Origin of the sequence: Aminobacterium colombiense DSM 12261 (assembly GCF_000025885.1) — a bacterium.
In the GTDB taxonomy this organism is placed as follows: Bacteria; Synergistota; Synergistia; order Synergistales; family Aminobacteriaceae; genus Aminobacterium; species Aminobacterium colombiense.
This window is the reverse complement of record NC_014011.1, coordinates 1,703,420-1,722,058: the sequence shown is the minus strand read 5'-3', so window position 1 is coordinate 1,722,058 and position 18,639 is coordinate 1,703,420. Positions and strand designations below refer to the sequence as shown.

Genomic DNA, 18,639 nt, shown 5'->3' with positions numbered 1-18,639 from the left:
TCTATGCCAGGCAGAAATTCGCCCACCGGGGGGACGGGCGAATTCCTGAGGTGCTACTATAGCTGACAGTGCCATATAGGAGGAGGGTCGGGTCTATCTATATTTATCGAATAGGCACGAAGCCTGCTTCTCCAACTAATTTTTGCCCTTCGTCACTCAGAACGAAGTTGATAAAGTTGAGGATATCCCCAGAGGGCCATCCTTTTGTAAACATGTAAAGGTAACGGGATACAGGGAAAGTTCCATTCAGCGCATTTTCTTTGTTTCCAGAGATTCCTTCAACTTTAAGGGCCTTTACAGAGTCATTGAGGTAGCCAAGGCCTATATAACCTACAGCGTTCTCATTTTTTGCCACCGTTTGCACCATGGCTCCGTTAGAGGCAACAATAAGCGCCCGTTTGTCTACCCGCTCACCATGGAGAATTTTGCTTTCCCAGGTTTCGTAGGTTCCGGAACTTGTGTCACGGCTCACTATAGCAATGGGCTTGTTTGAACCGCCCACATCTTTCCAGTTCTTTATTTCACCCATGTAGATCTTTTTCAGCTGTTCAATAGAAAGGTCCTGGACAGGGTTAGAAGGGTGAACCACAGGGATCAGGGCATCCATGGCGATACCGAAAGGAACAGGGTAGGTTCCTTTTTCTACGGCAGCCTTCACTTCTTCATTTTTTATGAACCTTGAAGAATCAGCAATATCGGTGGTTCCGTCGATAATGGCCTTAATACCGTTGCCGCTGCCGCCGCCAGAAACTGTAATGGCTACTTCAGGATGGGCCGTCATGTATTTCTCAGCGGCCGATTGTGCGATGGGAAGAACTGTTGTGGATCCTTTGATGACGAGCTCTGCTGCAAATGCGGTTCCGCTCACGGCGAGAGTTGCAGCGAGAACTGCTCCTGCTATAAATTTCTTCATTTCCTGAAAACCTCCTTGTATTTAACGTATCAGAGATGTTATTTCACAGTATAAAGGCCCTTTGTAACGCCCATGTTTCGTCTTTGTAACAGTAATGTTAAGAAAATCGTGCCAGGTCTTGAATTTGTGCATAAGTATACAAAAACAGGATCAATGAAGAGTCTGGAAGGCCTTGCTTTTTATGTCCAACCATGGCTTAATAGACGTAATGGTTCGCATTACGGCTAAGAAGTCCACATCGCGGAAAAGAGCAGGGGGGCAATGAAGATGAGGTCTTTTCAGGGAGTAAGGTTGAGGACAGAGGACACCATTGCTGTGACAGTTCACGAACTAAGTAAAGGTGACATTCTTGTACTGGATGAAGGTTTTTCTATTCCTGTGAATGAAAGGATCCCCGCGGGCCACAAGGTTGCGTTGAAAGATATAGCAGCTCAAGAGAAGGTTATAAAATACGGCCATCCCATAGGGGTGGCATTGTGCAATATACGGGCTGGTGACTGGGTTCATACCCATAACCTGAAAACAGCCCTCGGAGTTGATTGGCCAGCTGAATGGAATTACGTTTCTCCTCAAGTAAAAACTCCCTTTCAAGCCAAAAGCTTTATGGGATATCGCCGCCCTACCGGTCGAGTTGGTATCCGCAATGAACTTTGGGTCATTCCCACAGTAAGCTGCATTAACGATATTTTGCGAAATCTCATCCCACGATATGAAGCACCGGATTGGATAGACAGAGTACGGGTATTAGCGCATCCCTACGGTTGTTCCCAGCTAGGCGATGATTTTGAGTTTACTTTGCAAGCTCTTTCAGGTTTGGCCTTTAATGGCAATGCCGCAGGGGTGTTAGTGGTGGGGATGGGGTGTGAAAATTTGCAGATATCCTATATGAAAGACCGTCTTTCCCATCATTTTAATGTTGAATATACAGTGCTTCAAGAAGAATCCGATGATGTAGAGGCGCTTTTTTCCCGTCTTGACAAGTTAGCGGCGGGTGGTTGTTTTACGCGAGAGGAGTGCCCTTCGTCAGATTTGGTTGTTGGGGTAAAGTGCGGCGGCAGCGATGCCTTTTCAAGTATTACCGCCAACCCTCTGGTTGGTCTTTTTTCAGACTATCTGACCCATTGGGGAGGGACTCTGCTCGCTACAGAAATCCCTGAAATGTTCGGGGCGGAGGATACTCTGACCTCCCGAATTGAAGAAGAAGATGTTTTTATCCGTTTTGTGAAAATGATCAATTGGTTCAAGGAATACTACACTTCTTATCACCAGCCTGTATATGAAAACCCTTCTCCTGGAAACAAAGAGGGAGGTATTACCACTCTTGAGGAAAAATCCCTGGGTGCTGTGCAAAAAACTGGTTCCGGTTTAGTAGCGGATGTTTTGCAATATGGAGAGTGCTACGGCCGTTCAGGTGTGAATATTGTTTTCAGTCCTGGAAATGACCCCGTTTCTGTAACTTCTCTCGCGGCAAGCGGAGCTGTTTTGACCCTTTTTACCACCGGCCGGGGGACTCCCTATAGTTCAGTAGTTCCATCAATAAAAATAGCTACCAATTCGTCCCTTTACAAAAGGAAGAAAAGCTGGATGGATTTTAATGGGGGGCGTCTTTTAGAAGGTGAAGAGCGGGACGCTCTTCTTGGCGATCTCATTGATCTTGTGTTTGAAGTGGCCAATGGCCGGGAAACCTCTAATGAACATTTAAATATAGGGGAGATCGGCTTATTTAAACATGGAGTGATCTTATAAAAACGAAAGGAGGAGCTGCTTCCCGGGGGATTGTGTAAAGAGTAGAATCACGCATTGGCTTGATCGGGCAGTAAGAACGGTACACTTAAAAACTTTTTTTGAGGAGGCTGTTTGTTGTGAAGATGAAACGTGTTGTTCGTACAGTAGCTTTGACAGCTCTTTTTATTGTAGCTTTTTCATCCATGGCTTTTGCGGCTACGACATTGAAGATCGCAAATTATTTTCCAGCGGATCACCCCGCCAACGTTGTGCTTAATGATATTTTTAAAGCGAATGTCGAGTCTAAAAGCAATGGTTCCTTAAAGGTACAGATATTCCCAAATAACCAGCTTGGTGCCGAGCAGGAGTTCGTAGAGGGAGTGCAGTTGGGAACCATTGAAATGGCTCTTACAGGAAATCTTTGGGAAAACACCGTAGATTTGTTCAAATTGCTTCAGCTTCCCTATATGTTCAATAGCTATGAACATGCAGACGCCGTTTTTAACGGTCCTATCGGGGAAGAGATCTATAAAAGCCTTGAGCCTCTCGGCGTTAAAATTCTTGGAGCTTTCCCGAGAGGTTTCAGGGTTATTTCAAACAATAAGAAGCCCATTAACTCTTTTGAAGATTGTAAGGGCATAAAAATGCGCGTATGGCAGGGCGAAGTTATCATTAAACTAATGCAGGGATTTGGCTTCAGCACAGTTGTCATGCCCATGAGCGAAGTCTTTACAGCGTTGCAGCAGGGTGTTGTTCATGGTCAGGATAACCCCCTTATGACTTCATATTACTCTGGATGGTACGATGTTCAGAAGTATGTAGCCATGACAAATCATATTTTTGGATTCCAGTACTTTGTCATCAATCAGAAGGTATGGGATAAACTTACAGCAGAAGAACAGACCATTGTTTATGACGCAACTATGGCTTCCATTGCGGAGATTGACAAGCGGACAAGAGAAGAAGACGAACTGGTATTGCAGAAAACCATTGATAAAGGTCTTGAAGTTACCTATCCTGATCTAAAACCTTTCATTGAAAGTACAGAGCCAATTATTGCAGATTATATAAAGAGCTGCCCCGAAGCGGCCCCATTTGTTGAGCAGATCAGAGAGATTGGCAAAAAGTTTGAAAAATAAGCAGTAGGTAACTTTTCCGGCAGAAAGGAGCTGTTTTTAGAAAGCAGGCTCCTTTCTGCCGGGATTTTAATTTTAAGGAAGAACATGGCGAGAGGAGCTCGTTCGTATTATGAAGAGTTTTATGAATGCCCTGTATCGTTATATGTATCGTTTGGCTGACGGTATAGCGATTGTTATGCTCGGGGTTATGGTGTTTTCGGTTTTTACAAACGTTATTTTCCGTTTTTTCCATATGGCCTTTCCCTGGGTCGATGAGGTGAGCCGTTTTGCTTTTGTATGGATGTCTTTTATGGCTATCGCTTCCGGATTAAAAATTGGTCTGCACCCGGCTTTTGATGTTCTTATTGAGCGCACCAAGGGCTCGACAGGAAAGGGGTTGAAAATAACCATAGCCCTTCTGATTACGACTTTTCTGTTCATCCTTCTTAAGGGAGGAATTGATTACATCTCCAGGATATATGTGCAGAAAACATCTATTCTCGTTATTTCGGTGGCATGGCAGTATTCGGCCGTTCCCTTTGCCACAATGATGATGCTTCTTGAAATGGCTCGTCAGATAGCACGTATTTGGTGTTCTGAAGTGGAGGAAGCCTGACATGGTAGTTTTGTTAGCATTTCTTGGTTCTTTGTTGGGGTTGACTATTCTTGGCGTTCCCATCGGATTTGGAATAGGCCTTTCCGCATTGGCCCTTATGTTTGTGACGGGAACTTTTGAGCCTATGGTTCTCGCTCGACGTATGATTACCGGTGTTGATGTCTATACACTTTTGGCTATCCCATTTTTCATGCTGGCCGGCGAAATAATGAACAAAGCGGGACTTGTCAACGATATTTTGCTCTTTGCCAACGCTCTCGTTGGTCGGGTAAAAGGTGGGCTTGCCTACGTTAATGTAGTTGCCAGCATGCTTTTTGCGGGAATTAGTGGTTCTGCAGTTGCTGACGCTGCCGCATTGGGCTCTCTTGAGATTCCCATGATGGAAAAAGGCGGGTATGACAAAGAATTCTCTGCGGCTATCACTGCTGCTTCTTCTGTTATTGGCCCAATTATTCCACCCAGCGTTCCCATGATCATTCTTGGGTCTATTGCTCAGATTTCTATTGCTAAGCTCTTTCTTGGCGGCGCGATTCCAGGAATTCTTATAGGAATTGCCCTTCTAGCTGTTTCTTATTTCATAGCTCGCAAAAATAATTACCCTGTGGGTGATCGAGTAGGTTTTGGAGAGTTTTTGGGGATTTTCAGAAAAACAGTTTGGGCATTAATTCTCCCCGTTATTATCTTGGGAGGCATTCTCGGCGGTATTTTTACAGCCACAGAAGCCGGAGCGGTCGCTGTTGTCTATGCTATTATTGTGTCATATTTCCTATATGATGTGAGATGGTCTGACTATCCGGAAATACTCAAAGGTGCTTCCCTTAATACAGGAGTAGTCATGTTGGTGTGCGCATCAGCTATGGCGTTGACGTGGTTTCTCGCTGTGGCCCAGGTTCCCCAGCTTCTTACCGAAGTGATTATGAGCATTACTAAAAACAAGCTCATGTTTCTTCTTATCCTGAACGTTCTGCTTTTCCTTGTGGGGATGGTAATTGACTTGACCCCAGCTCTTTTTCTTCTTGTTCCGATTCTCCTTCCTGTATGCAGAAGTTACGGGATTGACGATATACACTTTGGCGTCATTATGGTAACGAACCTTTGTGTCGGACTCATCACACCGCCGGTAGGGACAGTCCTTTATGTGACAAACTCCATATCAAAAGTGTCCCTGATATCATTGGTTCGATCTCTTGTTCCCATGTACGTAGCTCTTTTTATCGTTGTGATGCTCGTAACATATGTTCCACAAATCGTGTTGTGGCTGCCCTCTTTAATGTAAGATGAGGGGTGGAGAGGTGATAGTGCATGTCTGAGAAAAACAGGGTGCAGGTTCTTCAAAAAGCGATTGCCGTACTAGAAGATCTTTCTAATAGGCCTGAACCTGTCGGGTTAACAGAAATAGCGAATGCCACAAAACTTTCGAAAACAACAGCATATCGAATTCTCGCAACCTTTGTCGATAGCAATATTCTCATAAAAGATCCCTATGGGCGCTATCAAATAGGGCCAGCGGTGGTGAAGTGGTCTGCAAGCTACAATAAGCGGTCAGGACTGCTGGAAATGTCTCGTGACATCCTAGAGATTATGAGAGATTATTCAGGCGAGACGATCCATCTTTTTGTTTTCGAAAGCGGGCGAGCCTATTACTTGGAAAAACTTGAGAGTCCAAGTCCGCTGTTGATGAGATCGAAGGTGGGAGCGGAACTTCCTCTCTATAGCACTGCTGGGGGGAAAGCGATACTTTCGGCTCTTCCTGCAGGCCAAGTTGAAATCTATTTAGAAAGAACACCCCTTGAAAGTAGGACAGCGAATACGATCACCGATCCTAAAGAGTTATTGAATCTATTAAAAATATATAAAACGCGAGGGTATAGCGAAGAAAATCAGGAGAATGAAGAAGGAATTCGCTGCGTGGCTGCTCCTATTGTTGACAGAAATGGATTCCCCCTGGGAGCAGTAAGCGTTTCCGCACCAGCCTATCGTTTTGATGATAAACAGGCTGCGTTGGTGGGACGGAAACTGGCGCAGGAAACTGCAAAAATTTCCCTTCGAATCAATCGACGTCATTTAGAAACTACTAAGGAGGGATGGTAATGATCCGTATTAGAAAATATGAAATTCTTTCAGCTATAGAAGAACAAGGTGTCGTGGGTATTATCCGTACAGAAAGTGTGGAAAAAGGAATTGCCATGGCAGACGCCATGTTTGACGCGGGGATGAAAGCCGTTGAAGTTTCCATGACCTTTCCCGGGTCTCTCGACATTATGCGCACTTCTGCCGAGCGCCATAGAGGACAGGGATGTTTTGTTGGGGCGGGAACCGTTGTGGATGAAGCTACAGCCAGAATGTGTATTGCCAATGGCGCAGAGTTTATTGTGTCCCAAAGTCTTAGCGATGACGTTGTTTACACTTGCAACCGTTATGGCTTGCCTGCAATGCCAGGTATAGGGACAGTTACAGAACTCATGCATGCGTTGGAACTTGGTGTTGACGTAGTGAAAGCCTTTCCTGGCAGCGTACTTGGCCCCAAATTCATCAAAGCCGTACATGGACCGGTTCCTTATGCCAATATAATGCCTATTGGCGGTGTTTCTCTCGAGAATATGGAGGAATGGTTCAAGGCCGGAGCCTTTGCTGTTGGTTTGGGAAGTGCTCTCACTAAGCCTGCGGGTACAGATGGCAGTTACGAGGCTGTTCGAGAGGCAGTAGAGAAAGTATTACATGAAATTACCCGAATTCGGGCTGGTTTGAAATAGAAAGGATGCGTTCGGTTATGGCAAAGTTTATTACCTTTGGTGAAATTATGATGAGGCTTACTCCTCCAGGCCGCGAAAAAATTCTCCAGACACCGCAATTTGTGGCTACTTTTGGCGGTGCCGAAGCTAATGTGGCCGTTGCCTTATCTAATTATGGTGAAGATGCGGCTTTTGTAACAGCTGTTCCTGACAACCCTATTGGCGATGGTGTTATTCATGAATTGAGAGGTTTTGGTGTCGATACTCGCTTTATACGGAAGAGCGGAGAGCGCCTTGGCATATACTACACAGAAACCGGTTCATGCATGCGCCCTTCCAGGGTTATCTATGATCGGGCCCATTCAGCTATTGCCGAGGTAAAACCCGGAGATTTTGATTGGGATACCATACTCGATGGGGCCAAGTGGTTTCATGTTACTGGCATTACCCCCGCCATTGCCGAAGGGACTGCCGATGTAACCCTTGAAGCCCTCAAAAAATGTAAAGAAAAAGCCATTACTGTTTCATGCGACCTCAACTATCGCAATAAGTTGTGGAAATGGGGCAAAACTCCCCTTGAGGTTATGCCTGAGCTCATGAACTATGTGGATCTTGTTATCGCTAACGAGGAGGACTGCCAGAAATGTCTGGGCATCGAAGCCGATGTGGATGTGACCTCGGGATCCCTGGATATAGATAAATATAGGGCCCTGAGCCAGAAAATGCTCGCACAGTTCCCCAGAGTGAGATATCTGGCCGTAAGCCTGCGAGAAAGTATCAGCGCGGATTGGAACAACTGGTCAGCTATCCTTGCTGAACGAGGAGAAGTCCACGTCAGCAAAAAGTACGAAATCCGCCATATAGTAGACCGTATCGGCGGCGGCGATTCTTTTGGATCTGGTCTGATATATGGTCTCAATAACTTCGAAACGCCTCAGGAGGCTTTGGAGTTCGCGGTGGCGGCCTCAGCACTGAAACATACTATTTATGGAGATTTCAATAGGGTTACGGTGAAAGATGCTTTGACTCTGGCTGGCGGCGATGCCAGCGGGCGCGTACAGCGCTAATAGAGGAGACCTCTTATGAGCCGCATAGCAAGTCTCGATCTTTTTAAAGTTCCACCGCGATGGCTTTTCTTAAAAGTTGTTACTGATGATGGAGTGGTGGGATGGGGAGAGCCAGTAGTTGAAGGAAGAGCCACTACAGTGGCAGCTGCTGTTCGGGAGATGGAAGAATATCTTATCGGCCGGGATGCTACAGAAATTGAGGATATCTGGCAGGTTCTCTACCGGGGTGGCTTTTATCGCGGCGGCCCCGTACTCATGAGCGCGATTTCCGGTATAGAACAGGCCCTATGGGACATTACCGGAAAAATCTACGGTTTGCCCGTTTATAAAATGCTTGGCGGCGCAGTACGTCAGAAGATCAGAGTTTACTCGTGGATCGGTGGGGACAGGCCTTCTGACGTGGCAGCCGAAGCCAAAGCGAAGTATGACGCTGGCATGACGGCAATAAAGATGAATGCCACCGAAGAGTTGGGCTGGATCGACTCTTATGAAAAGGTGGATGAAGTACTCGCCAGGGTTCAGGCTATTAGAGACGCATTAGGACAAAAAATAGACATAGCCCTTGACTTTCATGGACGGGTACATAAGGCTATGGCTAGAATTCTCATGAAAGAGCTTGAACCCTACCGGCTCATGTTCGTTGAGGAGCCGGTACTGGTAGAGAATCGCGAGGCCTTTGTGGAACTGCGCCGTCATGCGACTATGCCCATTGCCACAGGGGAACGGAACTTTGGGCGCTGGGATTTCAAAACTCTTCTCACCGATGGGGCGGTAGATATTATTCAGCCTGACCTCAGTCACGCCGGCGGAATCTGGGAAGTGCGCAAAATAGCCGCTATGGCAGAAGCCTACGATGTGGCTCTGGCCCCCCATTGCCCTCTGGGCCCCATAGCCCTGGCTGCGTGCCTGCAAGTTGATTTCTGTACGCCAAACGCTATCATTCAGGAACAAAGCCTGAACATCCATTACAATGTAGGTGCGGACCTGCTTGACTATCTCGAAAACCCGGCACTCTTTGAATATGAAAATGGTTATATAAAACTGCTTAAAGGCCCAGGCCTGGGGGTTTCCATTAATGAAGAAGTGGTTCGTCAGAAGACCGATGAAAATATGAATTGGAAAAACCCTGTATGGAGGCTAGAAGACGGCACCATCGCCGAATGGTAATTGGTGCCAGGTCTTGAAATTGTGCATTGGTATACAGAAGGAGGCTGTCATTCACCGGCAGCCTCCTTCTGTACTATCCGCATCCCCCTAAAAAGCAGGGGTAACTCCGCCGTTATATGTTGAAAGAATAAATTGGGCCACTTTCTCAGAATTTAGATGTTTCATCAGAATGGCAAACTTTTCGTCATCCTTCGAATCTTCATGAACTACAACTATATTCGCATAAGGAGATTCGCTGCCTTCCAGCAACACAGCATCCTCTGTGGGATTAAATCCTGCCTCCAACGCATAGTTTCCATTGATGACAGCGCCATCCACGTCGGGAAGTATCCTCGGCAGCTGAGCTGCTTCAATGGATTTGAAGCGGAGCTTTTTGGGATTTTCCACGATGTCTCTCTCTGTGGCTTCCAATCCCGCCTTGTCTGAAAGGGTGATAAGACCGTTAGCCTGCAGAAGGAGCAGGGCGCGCCCACCATTCACACTATCACTGGGGACAGCGATAAGGGATTTTTCTTTCAGCTCGTCAATATGCTTCACCTTTTCAGAGTACAACCCCATGGCTTCTACATGAACAGTCCCTATAGCCGCAAGTTTGGTACGGTGATTAGCGTTAAAGTTTTCCAGATAGGGAAGGTGCTGGTAATAGTTGGCATCTATTTCCTTATCATTCAGCGCCAGGTTGGGCTTTACATAGTCAGTAAACTCTATGATCTCGAGTTTGATCCCTTCTTTGGCAATGTCTTCTTTGATGACCTTTAATATTTCAGCATGAGGGACAGGGGTTGCCCCGATTTTGATCACTTCTTCTGCCGCTGCCGCATTAGGAATAAAAGCTGCCCATATGGCGAGTATTGTGAGAGAGAGTAAAAGACCTACAGTTCTTTTCATTTTTCATTCCTCCAGTTCATATTTCTGTGCAATGTAGCTCGTTTTTTCTGCGCGCAGTGTGCTGATCAGCGATTACGGGCGACATAGAGAGCTGTTTTGTTCCCGATGACCTGAATTACTTGAACCAGCATGATAATAACGATGACAGCCGCTATAAGAACGTCTGTCTGAAAGCGGTGAAAACCGTAGCGAATGGCCAGGTCGCCCAGTCCGCCGCCTCCAATAGCACCGGCCATGGCCGAATAGCCGATGATATTGATAACGGTTAAGGTTTCTCCAAGAATAAGAGAAGGGAGTGCTTCTGGTACCATAACTTTTAAAATAATGTCCTTTGGATTGGTTCCCATAGACACGGCTGCTTCGATAAGCCCTTTTTCCACTTCCTTTAAGGCGCTTTCTACAACTCGTCCCACAAAGGGAGCGGCTCCAATAGAGAGGGGAACAATAGAGGCAGTGGTGCCGATAGTAGTTCCCACGATCAGGCGCGAGAAGGGGAAGAGAACGATCATGAGAATAATAAAGGGGAAAGAGCGGCAGACATTTACAATGCCGTCGAGAATTCTGTATATCGCTTCATTCTCAACCAATCCGCCCTTTTCTGTTACAACAAGGGCAATTCCTATGGGGAATCCGAGCAGCGTTGCAAAAAAGGTTGAGAACATGACCATATAGACCGTTTCGAGGGTTGGAGCTGCCAGAAGATTTATAAGTGCAACCAACTTATCCATTCCAGACCACATCCACTTCTACGTTTTTGGATCTAATAAAGGAAAGGGCCGTGCTGATCTCTGCGGGGCTGCCTTTTAGCTGAACCGTGAGATTGCCAATGCGGCTGCTATGCAGGTGGTCGATTTCTCCAGAAAGAATATTGATCTCAGCGCCACTTTTTTTAATGGCCTGGGATATGACGGGCTGTTCTGCCATTTCACCATTGAAGGCAAAGATTGCTACAGGCTTGCCTTTTTCCTGAGGGAGGTTTTCAAAATCATAGGTTGTCCTTGGGAGATGGCATAAAAACTCTCGAGCAGTTTTTGACTGGGGTTTCATAAAAACATCCTTTACAGCTCCCAGTTCTACAACCTGTCCGTGTTCTAAGACGGCGACCCGATGACAAATTTGGCGAATGACTCCCATTTCGTGGGTGACAAGAACTATAGTAATGCCGAGCTTCCGGTTAATTTCATCGAGAAGGGCCAAAATTGACTGAGTCGTTTTAGGGTCAAGGGCACTGGTGGCTTCATCGCAAAGAAGCAGGCTGGGGTTGTTGGCCAAGGCCCGGGCAATTCCAACTCTCTGTTTTTGCCCTCCACTTAGCTGGGAAGGGTAGCTTTGAGCCTTGTCTGAAAGATCCACGAGATCGAGTACCTCTGTTACTCTTTTAGAAATGGCGTCAGTTTCCCATTTTTCTATCTCTAGAGGAAAGGCGACATTTTGAAAAACAGTACGGGATGTAAGAAGATTAAAGTGTTGAAAGATCATGCCTACGCGTCGGCGCAGCTTTCTAAGCTCAGGTGTAGAAAGCCGCGTAATGTCAGTATCCCCAATGCATATGGAGCCAGAACTGGGTTCTTCCAGTCGGTTAAGAGTGCGGAGCAATGTGGATTTCCCGGCTCCACTCAAGCCGATGATTCCAAATATCTCTCCTGATTGAATGTTAATACTAACGTTTCGTAGCGCTTCAAAATCGCCCCCCTCGCAAGGGTAGGTCTTATAGAGGTTCTGGATGCTGATCATATATTTCATCTCCTGGTATAAAGCTAATCTTAAGATGACAACAAAAAAGCCGGGGCCCTCTGTAAGAAGGCCCCGGCCTGAAAGTCAATGGACGACAGCACTAAGCTGCGTCGACCACGTCAGGAGGGCCGCCGCACATGCACATCATCATGCTGTTCTGAACCATAATTGCGATTGTTCTGCTGTTGCTTTGCATGGTGGCTCCTCCCTTCCTTAATTGTGGTACGCAAATTGTTGCATATGATATCTGAAATTTACACGCCTGTCAAATAACGAGTCAGCTATTTGTCATCAGAGAGTGTTGCGAAACAGTTATAAAGAAAACCTTTTACTCTACCAAATGGATAGCAAAGCCAGAGATTTCAAGGTCAAGATAAGCCACCTTGAGCTTGCCGTCTTTCCTCTTTTCTGTTTCAGGAAGGGTCTTTACGCCAAAAGTCTTCAGATAGGCTACCGCTCTTTCCACACTGTTTGTTTTAATGGCAATGTGTCCCTTGCTGCCAAGATAGGGAGACTTCATGATTTCGAAAGATTTCCCAGCGAAAACAGAGCTGTTGCCATTTTTCACAGGCATATTGAAGAGCTTTTCAAATATCTGGGCACACTGTAAAGCTTCTTCCTCAGAGTTTTCATTGATGCCTATATGTATCAGAGAAAAATTGTGCATCGTAAACACTGCTTCTTGCACAAGTGTGACGATCTGGTTAAAGGCACCAGCCGCTACAAGATCACTTTTTACCATCCAGCTGCCGCCACAGGCGTGAACCATGGGCAATGTTAGGTAGGTGTTGAGGTTTTCTGCATTGATGCCTCCTGTGGGAATAAATTTAACGTCTTTGTATGGCCCAGCCATAGCCTTGAGCATAGAGACTCCACCAGATGCTTCTGCCGGAAAGAACTTAAGCACAGAAAGCCCCCGTTCAAGCCCCATTTCAACTTGAGATGGAGAATTGACGCCTGGCGTAATAGGTATCTTATGCTCAATGCAGTAGTCCACTATTGTAGGATTAAAACCAGGAGAGACAATAAACTTTGCCCCGGCATCTACTGCTTTTTTGACCTGATCAACTGTAAGTATGGTTCCAGCTCCAACAAGAAGGTTAGGGAGATGGGAAGTAAGTTGTTCTATAGATTCTTCTGCGGCATCTGTGCGGAAGGTTACTTCTGCTACAGGAAGCCCTCCTTTGATGAGGGCCTCACCCAGGGGAAGGGCATCTTCTGACCTGTCGAGTTTTATAACAGGTACGAGACCGCATCTTCCAATAGTGTTAAGGACAGTACTCATAAGTATCCTCTTCTTTCTTTTGTTTTTCATTCTTAATCATTGAGTAGAGGCAATATGTCTCCTCCATTTTTTAACACCACGATCCGAGCGTCAGAACCTTTAAGCTCAAAGGCCATTTCTAATGCTTTCTGAGGGGTGGAAGCCCAAAGGAGCCCCAACTTTTCTGTGGTTTCCTTATCGATTCCGCGAGAAACAAGTATCCCCCTCCCCTTATCACAAACGACACGTCCTACATGGGAAATGTGGGCGGCCAGCGTAAGATCGTCAATTTCTTTCTCATCAACCATTTGTTTAATTTCTTTGAAGGGAAGATACCCGATTTCTGTGAGTTCCGGATGTCCCTGTGCTACACCATCGGGGCAAGGTGTAACAAGGATTAAAATTCCGTCTTTTTTTAATGCCAAATCTCCGGAATAGATGCCTTTTGCCGCTTGCCAGAGTTCAGCATCAGCCGGGAAAGACTCTGCAATAACTATGTCTCCCAAACATGGGAGCGGAGCCCCATAAATTTCTTTCGAGGCCGAGCACCCCTCCTTGTGGGCTTCTATAGGATCACCGGCAACGCAGCGATAGACCTCTTCGTTTCCGTCCATTACTACGTTAACGATATATTTCAAACCCGCAGCCAGCCCTACGGCGTTCATTTCCCTGCGGACAGGGGTGTCGATCTTTCCTATAAAATCTTCGCCGTCGTAAAGGGCGCTTACCCAGTGAGTTTGCCCCGTGGTAATTCCGCCTGACACACCTGGCTGGACAATTTTTGCACCCCCTGAAAAGCCAACCACCCGATGGGGGGTAATGTGCCCTATCCCTATAACAAAATCTGCCTTGAGAAGGGCTTTATTCACCCATATTTCTGTCCCGTTTTCTGTGGGAGGAAGTTCTATAAGCTGATCAGGGTCGTTCCAGGCATGTTGCAGGATTGTGAAATTCTGAAGAATCTGTGAACCGAACTTTTTCTTCAGTTCCTCTTCTGTCATTGGGCGATGGGTTCCAAGGGCAACCATAATAGAAATATTCTTGGATTGGATTCCCGCTTTTTTAAGCCGTTTGATGACTTCCGGAATAATAATATGTGCTGGAGTGTTACGTGTGTTGTCATCTGCAAGGATCAGTATCTTCTGTTCAGCTCTTACACATTCTTCTAACCGAGGAGCCCCTATTGGAGAATCTAAACCTCGATTGATGGCATCCATATCGTCTTCAAAGGGTTTCGGAGGACAAGCGGGACTTAATATAGCCACAAGATTTTCTTCAGGGATAGAAATACCCTCAAAATCAGGATAAGTGAAGGAAACTGAAATGTTCATGCCCTCACCGTTCTTCTAAAGAAGCGAAATTGAAGTCTCTAGCGAGGCCGTTGAGCATAGACCATGTGGCCTCGTCTATCTCCACTCCTTTTTCTAGAGCGATTTTTCGGCGGGCAGCTTCTTTTTGGCCGTGGGTATATACCTGAGATTCCCCATGAAGAGGAGCACTGTTTCGAAGGGCGCGAAGAATATTTCCCACATAGGTTCTTATGGGTGCTGGATCTCCAAACAGATCGAGACGGAATGCGGAGAAGAAGTGGCATACATTAGCGTCAGGAGTCTGAAAAACGTCACGGGTCCAGCTGCCCATGGAAAGGGGAGCACATAAAAGTTCTACCAAAAGCCCCATCCCGTACCCTTTATGTCCTCCCATTTCTTCGCCAGAACCGCCAAGAAATACTTGACCTCCAAGTTCCCGTGTAGGATCGGCCAGAAGGTTTGTTGCGGCTTGTGCATCAGAGATGGGTTCTCCTTCTTCATCTATTATCCAGCCTTCAGGAAGATCTTTACCCCGACGTTTATAGACGCCCAGTTTTCCACGAGCTGCTGTTGTTGTTGCCATATCAAGAAGGAAAGGTTCTTCTTCATCTGTGGGTATAGAAACTGCTATGGGGTTGGTTCCAAGCATTCGCTGACGGCCCAGGGCTGGCACTGCGCATCGGATGGTATTGGTATAAGCACTTCCAATGAACCCTTCCCTGGAAGCCATTTCGGCCCAAAGGCCTGCCATGCCAAAATGATTAGAGTTACGAACAGAAACATAACAAGTACCATTTTTACGGGTTTTTTCAAGACAAATTTCCATGGCAAATTGAGAAATATGGGATCCGATGCCATAGTGACCGTCAATAACGGCTGATATGGGAGTTTCGAAAACAATCTCAGGGTCTGCCAGAGGCTTTACATGGCCGCTTTCCAATTCGTTTTTGTAGACCTTGAGGCGGGTTACACCATGAGACGCAACTCCTCGTGCGTCTGCTTCTACAAGTACTTTAGCTGTAATTTCAGCTTTGTTTCTCGGGTATCCTATCCTCTGCAGCACATCGGCAGAGAAGTTAATCAGCGCTTGGTAATCAACACGTTTATACAGGGAAGACATAGGGGTGACACCTCTTCTTTCTATTAATATTAAGCTTCATTATTTATGCTGAAAATTTAGATCCGGCACTAGTTATATAAGAGAATAAAGGGGGAGAAGTCAAGGAAAGTTATCCGCTAGGCGGAATATCGGTTCGTATTATGGTGCCAGGTCTTGAAAATGTACACTAATGCACATTTTCAAGACCTGGCACCATTTTGGGGAGATTTTTAATGTTGTTTTTCCAATATTCGAATAAGATAGCATTGTCTTCTTTTAGTGCAAGAGAGTCTTTCTTTTTCTAGCGATGCCGCTGGAGGAGGGGGGTAACGAGGTGTCTTTATTTAATGCGTTGGAACTCCTTCGTTTTTTTGAAAAAGAAGGGATTAAGGCCTGGGTTGTCGGTGGGGCAGTTCGTGATTATCTTTTAGGACGACAGTCTGTTTCAGATGTGGATTTAGCAGTTTCTGGCGGAGAAAAGGAGATTCAGAGAGTTTTCCCAGGGGCGGTTATTGTAGGAAAAGCCCAGAAGCGAACGGCTGTCATATCTTTCAATAGGGAGGCTTTTGACGTGTTTCCTCTGAGAAACAAGCCTGTTGAGGAGGATTTGGCACGGCGAGATTTTACAGTAAATGCCATGGCACTTGACAGTAGGGGCCATATTTACGATCCCTTTGATGGTTTTTCAGACTTAAGAAAAGGGATTCTCCGATTTAACGGCAATCCCCTTCATCGCCTAAAGGATGATCCCATACGCGCTCTTCGTTTATGCCGCTTTGCTTCTACTCATGGATTAAGGATCGATGGTGATTCCTCACTTGCCGTTGAAAATTTTGCTTCTCATATTACGGGCGTATCTCAAGAGCGTATAGGCCATGAAGTTGCGAGGGCATTTGATGGGGACGGTTTTCTTTTTTTCCGATTTGTAAGAAGCCATGGCTTAATGGCTGTTTTCTTCCCCTTTCTTGAAAAGCTCTGGGGGCAGCGTCTGGAGGCCGGTAGTGTTTATGAGGGGGACTGTCTTCTCCATTCCTTCCTCTCGCTCCAGTCTGCCCAGGAACAGAGGAGAGACAAGTCTGTTCAGGTGGCCGCATTGTTTCAGCATTTGAATTATGATTTTGTAAACGAATTGTTTGTGAGTTGGTCGTGGCCTTCTGCCAGCAGAGAAGAAATTGTTGTTCTCATTAAGAATCTCCCTCTTTTTCTTGAGCCTCTTCCCTTGGACAGAGCAATAGCTGTATACGATTCTCTGGGAGAAGATATAGTAAGAAAACTTTTTGACCTTTCCCATGCGTTCTTATCGTCTTCGGGAAAGCCTACAGATGTATGGCGAGACAATCTGTTAACGTACAATCGTGTTGTGTTGAGGCTTAAATGTATTGATTTTCTCCCAGATGGAAAAGAATTGAAACGAGTATTGGGGATTGAGGAAGGACCTTTGGTGGGGTTGCTAAAAACAGGGTTGCGCCAGGCAGCTGCCAAAGGTGAAATAGAGAGTAGAGAAGATGTTAATAAGTGGTTATGGGAAAATGCTCCGGATAAGGCGTAGCCCCATGGCATTCTAACCTACAGGGGCTCATCAAAAAAAGAAATGTAGATTGACTAGCGTAAAATTTGGTGGTAATCTTCTGATGGTCGACCGGTCGACCCTCAGAAGATTACCTTTTTTATATGCTGGATATTAGAAAACCACGGTGTGTTAAAGGCAGATTGCGACCAGTTCTATCAAAAAGATTCGAAGATTGCTTCTGTCGCAGGTGAATTTTGAAAAATTAGTAGCCGAACATCATGTAGTTTGTTTCGTTGGTTCCCTGCCCCATGTAAAGGGGTTCTAGTTGAATTCTTTTTAGCCTTCCTTATGTAGTTTGCCTATCGTTTTATAAAACCCGTTTCGCCCAAGGAGATATCTCCTTTACGAATAGGAAGGTTTTCATATAATCGTGTTGTTTTTCACAAAACGCTCTCGCGAAGGGCTTATAAGACTGCTTCGCCAGCAGATAAAGTTATAGAGAAAAAATGTAATTTCTTCCTAGACGAAAATTATATTTTGTAAGGAGGGGAGCGCCTTTGCTTAAGTATGTGATTCGAAGGATTTTATTGCTTGTTCCAGTTATTTTAAGCGTTATGGTTATTCTCTTTACTATCCTTTACTTTACCCCGGGTGATCCGGCCAGGATTGCTCTTGGCCAGGAGGTAACCGCAGAGACCATCGCGGCCTTCAATGCAGAGCATGGGCTGGACGCGCCCTACGTGGTCCAGTTAGGTCGTTATATTTATAATGCCGTGTTCCATGCTGACCTTGGCTATTCCTATGTTATGAAAAGCTCAGTTTCTTCTGAGCTGGCTTCGCGTATTCCTGTAACAATGAAACTAGCCTTCTGGGCAGTTGCCTTCAGCACCCTGGTGGGGATCCCCTTGGGAGTGATCTGTGCTATACGCCAGTATTCCCTTCTCGATAGTCTTACAACGCTGTTGACCCTTTTAGGGGTTTCAATGCCTACTTTTTGGACAGGGCTTCTTTTCATTCTGGCCTTTTCAGTGCACCTCGGATGGCTTCCTTCCATGGGGTTCAGCACTGTTAGCGAAATGGTTCTTCCAATTATTACCCTTTCTGGTTCGGCTGTTGCGATTATCGCCAGAATAACCCGTTCCAGCATGCTGGAAGTCATACACTCTGATTACATTCGTACAGCTCAAGCAAAGGGGCAGAAACAGAGCGTGGTAATTTTCCGCCATGCTTTGCCCAATGCCATGATCCCGATCCTCACCATCATCAGTATGCAATTCGGCATGCTTCTAGGCGGATCGATTATTACAGAAGCGATTTTTTCCATCTCTGGCGTAGGAAGGCTCATGCTGGAGGCCATCAACATGCGAGATTACCCTATTATTCAGGGCGGGGTGCTATTTATTTCCGTTGCCTTCTGCCTGATCAATCTTGCTGTGGACATTCTTTACGCTTTTGTTGATCCTCGGATCCATGTGAGATAGAGGGGAGAATTGCAA

Annotated in this window: 17 protein-coding genes; 10 read left to right on the top strand and 7 right to left on the bottom strand. The window is 46.0% G+C overall.

Annotation, left to right across the window (positions count from 1 at the left end; translation table 11 throughout):
• Nucleotides 1-103: 103 nt before the first annotated feature.
• On the bottom strand, nucleotides 104-913 hold the full coding sequence (locus AMICO_RS08550) for a phosphate ABC transporter substrate-binding protein (RefSeq protein WP_013049056.1): 810 nt from the start codon (nucleotides 911-913) through the stop codon (nucleotides 104-106).
• Nucleotides 914-1,180: 267 nt separating this feature from the next.
• On the opposite strand from AMICO_RS08550, the gene AMICO_RS08545 reads away from it, so the two are divergent.
• The 8 genes from AMICO_RS08545 to dgoD all read left to right on the top strand — a co-directional run bounded on the left by AMICO_RS08545 (nucleotide 1,181) and on the right by dgoD (nucleotide 9,338).
• Entirely contained in the window at nucleotides 1,181-2,659 is a 1,479-nt protein-coding gene (locus AMICO_RS08545) for a UxaA family hydrolase (protein ID WP_041459384.1), read from the top strand.
• Nucleotides 2,660-2,781: 122 nt separating this feature from the next.
• Nucleotides 2,782-3,777: a TRAP transporter substrate-binding protein gene (locus tag AMICO_RS08540; RefSeq protein WP_244392481.1), complete on the top strand. Its 996-nt coding sequence runs from the start codon at nucleotides 2,782-2,784 to the stop codon at nucleotides 3,775-3,777.
• Nucleotides 3,778-3,886: 109 nt separating this feature from the next.
• A complete protein-coding gene (locus tag AMICO_RS08535) occupies nucleotides 3,887-4,372 on the top strand; it encodes a TRAP transporter small permease (protein ID WP_013049053.1) in 486 nt (161 codons plus the stop codon).
• Nucleotide 4,373: 1 nt separating this feature from the next.
• Entirely contained in the window at nucleotides 4,374-5,648 is a 1,275-nt protein-coding gene (locus AMICO_RS08530; RefSeq protein ID WP_013049052.1) for a TRAP transporter large permease, read from the top strand.
• A gap of 26 nt (nucleotides 5,649-5,674) precedes the next feature.
• A complete protein-coding gene (locus tag AMICO_RS08525; RefSeq protein WP_013049051.1) occupies nucleotides 5,675-6,463 on the top strand; it encodes an IclR family transcriptional regulator in 789 nt (262 codons plus the stop codon).
• Complete coding sequence (gene eda / locus AMICO_RS08520; protein WP_013049050.1) at nucleotides 6,463-7,125, top strand: bifunctional 4-hydroxy-2-oxoglutarate aldolase/2-dehydro-3-deoxy-phosphogluconate aldolase; 663 nt, start codon at nucleotides 6,463-6,465, stop codon at nucleotides 7,123-7,125. The genes AMICO_RS08525 and eda overlap by 1 nt, the downstream gene beginning before the upstream one ends.
• Nucleotides 7,126-7,142: 17 nt before the next feature.
• A complete protein-coding gene (locus tag AMICO_RS08515; protein ID WP_013049049.1) occupies nucleotides 7,143-8,171 on the top strand; it encodes a sugar kinase in 1,029 nt (342 codons plus the stop codon).
• 15 nt (nucleotides 8,172-8,186) lie between these two features.
• Nucleotides 8,187-9,338: a galactonate dehydratase gene (dgoD, locus tag AMICO_RS08510; RefSeq protein ID WP_013049048.1), complete on the top strand. Its 1,152-nt coding sequence runs from the start codon at nucleotides 8,187-8,189 to the stop codon at nucleotides 9,336-9,338.
• An 87-nt stretch (nucleotides 9,339-9,425) separates the two neighbouring features.
• On the opposite strand, the gene AMICO_RS08505 is transcribed toward dgoD, so the two are convergent.
• The 6 genes from AMICO_RS08505 to AMICO_RS08480 all read right to left on the bottom strand — a co-directional run bounded on the left by AMICO_RS08505 (nucleotide 9,426) and on the right by AMICO_RS08480 (nucleotide 15,654).
• On the bottom strand, nucleotides 9,426-10,226 hold the full coding sequence (locus AMICO_RS08505) for a MetQ/NlpA family ABC transporter substrate-binding protein (protein ID WP_013049047.1): 801 nt from the start codon (nucleotides 10,224-10,226) through the stop codon (nucleotides 9,426-9,428).
• A gap of 65 nt (nucleotides 10,227-10,291) precedes the next feature.
• Complete coding sequence (locus tag AMICO_RS08500; RefSeq protein ID WP_013049046.1) at nucleotides 10,292-10,954, bottom strand: methionine ABC transporter permease; 663 nt, start codon at nucleotides 10,952-10,954, stop codon at nucleotides 10,292-10,294.
• A complete protein-coding gene (locus AMICO_RS08495) occupies nucleotides 10,947-11,960 on the bottom strand; it encodes a methionine ABC transporter ATP-binding protein (protein WP_013049045.1) in 1,014 nt (337 codons plus the stop codon). Before AMICO_RS08495 ends, AMICO_RS08500 begins: the two co-directional genes overlap by 8 nt.
• Nucleotides 11,961-12,288: 328 nt before the next feature.
• Complete coding sequence (locus AMICO_RS08490) at nucleotides 12,289-13,275, bottom strand: bifunctional 4-hydroxy-2-oxoglutarate aldolase/2-dehydro-3-deoxy-phosphogluconate aldolase (RefSeq protein ID WP_244392406.1); 987 nt, start codon at nucleotides 13,273-13,275, stop codon at nucleotides 12,289-12,291.
• Nucleotides 13,276-13,277: 2 nt separating this feature from the next.
• A complete protein-coding gene (locus AMICO_RS08485; RefSeq protein WP_013049042.1) occupies nucleotides 13,278-14,555 on the bottom strand; it encodes a nickel-dependent lactate racemase family protein in 1,278 nt (425 codons plus the stop codon).
• A gap of 4 nt (nucleotides 14,556-14,559) precedes the next feature.
• A complete protein-coding gene (locus tag AMICO_RS08480; protein ID WP_013049041.1) occupies nucleotides 14,560-15,654 on the bottom strand; it encodes an Ldh family oxidoreductase in 1,095 nt (364 codons plus the stop codon).
• A gap of 313 nt (nucleotides 15,655-15,967) precedes the next feature.
• Between AMICO_RS08480 and AMICO_RS08475 the strand changes: the two genes are divergently transcribed.
• Together AMICO_RS08475 and AMICO_RS08470 are read left to right on the top strand one after the other, a co-directional pair.
• Nucleotides 15,968-17,182: a tRNA nucleotidyltransferase/poly(A) polymerase family protein gene (locus tag AMICO_RS08475; protein ID WP_013049040.1), complete on the top strand. Its 1,215-nt coding sequence runs from the start codon at nucleotides 15,968-15,970 to the stop codon at nucleotides 17,180-17,182.
• A 518-nt stretch (nucleotides 17,183-17,700) separates the two neighbouring features.
• Nucleotides 17,701-18,624, top strand: a complete 924-nt coding sequence (locus AMICO_RS08470) for an ABC transporter permease (protein ID WP_013049039.1) — start codon at nucleotides 17,701-17,703, stop codon at nucleotides 18,622-18,624.
• Nucleotides 18,625-18,639 lie beyond the last annotated feature (15 nt).

Bases quoted from the DNA above. Each gene is read 5' to 3' on its own strand.
- AMICO_RS08550 (WP_013049056.1), bottom strand. From the start codon at position 913: ATGAAGAAATTTATAGCAGGAGCAGTTCTCGCTGCAACTCTCGCCGTG.
- AMICO_RS08545 (WP_041459384.1), top strand. From the start codon at position 1,181: ATGAGGTCTTTTCAGGGAGTAAGGTTGAGGACAGAGGACACCATTGCT.
- AMICO_RS08540 (WP_244392481.1), top strand. From the start codon at position 2,782: ATGAAACGTGTTGTTCGTACAGTAGCTTTGACAGCTCTTTTTATTGTA.
- AMICO_RS08535 (WP_013049053.1), top strand. From the start codon at position 3,887: ATGAAGAGTTTTATGAATGCCCTGTATCGTTATATGTATCGTTTGGCT.
- AMICO_RS08530 (WP_013049052.1), top strand. From the start codon at position 4,374: ATGGTAGTTTTGTTAGCATTTCTTGGTTCTTTGTTGGGGTTGACTATT.
- AMICO_RS08525 (WP_013049051.1), top strand. From the start codon at position 5,675: ATGTCTGAGAAAAACAGGGTGCAGGTTCTTCAAAAAGCGATTGCCGTA.
- eda (WP_013049050.1), top strand. From the start codon at position 6,463: ATGATCCGTATTAGAAAATATGAAATTCTTTCAGCTATAGAAGAACAA.
- AMICO_RS08515 (WP_013049049.1), top strand. From the start codon at position 7,143: ATGGCAAAGTTTATTACCTTTGGTGAAATTATGATGAGGCTTACTCCT.
- dgoD (WP_013049048.1), top strand. From the start codon at position 8,187: ATGAGCCGCATAGCAAGTCTCGATCTTTTTAAAGTTCCACCGCGATGG.
- AMICO_RS08505 (WP_013049047.1), bottom strand. From the start codon at position 10,226: ATGAAAAGAACTGTAGGTCTTTTACTCTCTCTCACAATACTCGCCATA.
- AMICO_RS08500 (WP_013049046.1), bottom strand. From the start codon at position 10,954: ATGGATAAGTTGGTTGCACTTATAAATCTTCTGGCAGCTCCAACCCTC.
- AMICO_RS08495 (WP_013049045.1), bottom strand. From the start codon at position 11,960: ATGATCAGCATCCAGAACCTCTATAAGACCTACCCTTGCGAGGGGGGC.
- AMICO_RS08490 (WP_244392406.1), bottom strand. From the start codon at position 13,275: ATGAAAAACAAAAGAAAGAAGAGGATACTTATGAGTACTGTCCTTAAC.
- AMICO_RS08485 (WP_013049042.1), bottom strand. From the start codon at position 14,555: ATGAACATTTCAGTTTCCTTCACTTATCCTGATTTTGAGGGTATTTCT.
- AMICO_RS08480 (WP_013049041.1), bottom strand. From the start codon at position 15,654: ATGTCTTCCCTGTATAAACGTGTTGATTACCAAGCGCTGATTAACTTC.